Annotated in this window: 2 protein-coding genes; both read left to right on the top strand. The window is 33.7% G+C overall.

Annotated elements, in window-relative coordinates:
- Positions 1-188 precede the first annotated feature (188 nt).
- Complete coding sequence (locus ACW2QF_RS19560) at positions 189-422, top strand: FeoA family protein (protein ID WP_455717693.1); 234 nt, start codon at positions 189-191, stop codon at positions 420-422.
- On the top strand, positions 419-2,333 hold a 1,915-nt coding region (feoB, locus tag ACW2QF_RS19565), incomplete at its 3' end, for a ferrous iron transport protein B (protein WP_455717694.1). The genes ACW2QF_RS19560 and feoB, both read left to right, overlap by 4 nt.

Raw genomic sequence — 2,333 nt, forward strand, 5'->3', positions numbered from 1 at the left:
TCACATTTAGTTATAGGATTGAATCGCCGTGTACCGAACGGTACGCACGGTGGTGTGAGAGGACAGATAATCAATTAATGATTATCTTCCTACTCGATTTTCCTATAAAATTACAAAATATACTTGACGTAGAGAACTTAGTATACTATACTATTTGAATGAGAATCATTCTCAATAAGGAGGACGATATGACGCTATTAGAAGGACAAATCAATCAGGATTATAGTATTGATGAGATATTAACTGATGGTAATACAGGTAGAAGGTTACAATCACTTGGCCTTATCCCAGGAACAGGTATCAAAGTAATTAATAAGAAAAGAAATGGTGCTGTTATCTTTAAAGCAAGAGGTACGAGATTGGCAATTGGAAAAGATATAGCAACCATGATTATACTAGCTACTAAGGAGATAAAGGAATGAAAGAGGAATTACAAGTTGCATTCATAGGTAATCCCAATTGTGGTAAAACAACATTATTCAATGCCTACACCGGTGCAAAATTAAAAGTAGCTAACTGGCCTGGAGTTACTGTTGAGAAAAAGGAAGGTGCTTTTAGGTACCATAGCCATCAATTTAAGCTGGTAGATTTGCCAGGAATCTATAGTTTGACTTCTTATACCTTAGAAGAGAAACTTTCAAGAGAGTACATATTAGATGATAGTGTAGATGTAATCGTTGATGTAGCGGATGCATCTTGTTTAGAAAGAAATTTATTCTTAACATTGCAATTAATTGAACTTGGTAAACCAGTAATCCTTGGACTTAATATGATGGATATTGTGAAGGAAAGAGGTATGGAGATTGACCTTCATCGTTTGCCAGAGATGCTTGGTATTCCAGTTATTCCAGTATCTGCACGTAAAAAAACAGGCTTAGATATCTTGATGCATGCAGTAGCTCATCATCAAAAGAAACATAACGATGTAAATCTTGAACACCATCATAGTGATATAAACCAGAGTAGACATAAACATAGCCATCATTCTGAATTTGCAATTGTTTATAGTGATGAAATTGAAGATAAGATTGATGAGATTATGGAACGTCTCTTAGATTATGATGCAAAGATTAAAAATCCTAGGTGGCATGCCATTAAGATACTTGAACAAGACAAAGAGATTTGCAATAAAATTAATATTGATTTCTCAGACATTGTCACAAGAAGTTATGAATCAGATATTATAAATCAGAAATACGATTTCATTGAAGAAATTATAGAAGAAGTAGTAGTGAATAAAGAAGAGAAGGAAGCCATGACGGATAAGATAGATCATTTTCTTACTCATAGATATCTAGGATTGCCTATATTTCTAGGTATTATGGCACTTGTTTTCATTTTAACCTTTTCAGTAGGAGATTGGCTAAAAGGATATTTTGAAGTCGGTATAACGAATTTCTCGGATGGAGTATTGTCTGTATTACAACATTTTCATGCTAATGATATGGTCATCTCCCTTGTAGTTGATGGTATTATTGCTGGTGTAGGTGGCATTTTAACTTTCTTACCGAATATATTTATACTATTCTTATCACTCGCGTTTTTAGAAGATAGTGGCTATATGTCAAGGGTAGCATATGTTATGGATGGTATCATGGGGCGAATTGGACTATCTGGACGAGCATTTATACCAATGTTATTAGGTTTTGGATGTAGTGTACCAGCTGTTATGGCGAGTCGAGCCTTAGAAGATATGACGGATCGTAGAAAGACCATACTTGTTACACCATTTATGTCTTGTAGCGCTAAACTACCTGTATATGTTTTATTTTCTAGTATGTTTTTCGGAAAATATGCAGTACTTGCAGCATTCTCTATGTATGTTATTGGAGTTATTATTGCCATATTAGTAGCCTTTATAATGACTAAATTGCAAAAAAAGAAAGAAACGAATTCATTAATAATAGAACTACCAGAATACAAAACACCAAATTTTCATACAATTATAATCTATGTATGGGAAAAAGTAAAAGATTACTTAACTAAAGCGGGAACAACCATATTTGTTGCTTCTATTATTATCTGGTTTATATTAAATATTGGACCTCATGGATTTGTTGCAGATATAACGGATAGTTTTGGAGCAGGAATAGGTAAAGTGTTAGTACCTATTTTGGTACCTGCAGGATTAGGATTATGGCAAATTGCGTTAGCATTAATCTCAGGATTGGCTGCAAAAGAAGTTGTAGTATCCAGCCTTGGAGTATTATTTGGAATTGGAAATATTGCTTCTGCTGGTGGTAAAAGTACTTTGATGGAAGTTCTAAACGGATATAATTTTTCAGCATTGAATGCATATGCACTAATGATTTTTGTATTATTATATACACCTT

The sequence above is a fragment of the Anaerosporobacter sp. genome (assembly GCF_965301125.1).

Bases quoted from the DNA above. Each gene is read 5' to 3' on its own strand.
- ACW2QF_RS19560 (WP_455717693.1), top strand. From the start codon at position 189: ATGACGCTATTAGAAGGACAAATCAATCAGGATTATAGTATTGATGAG.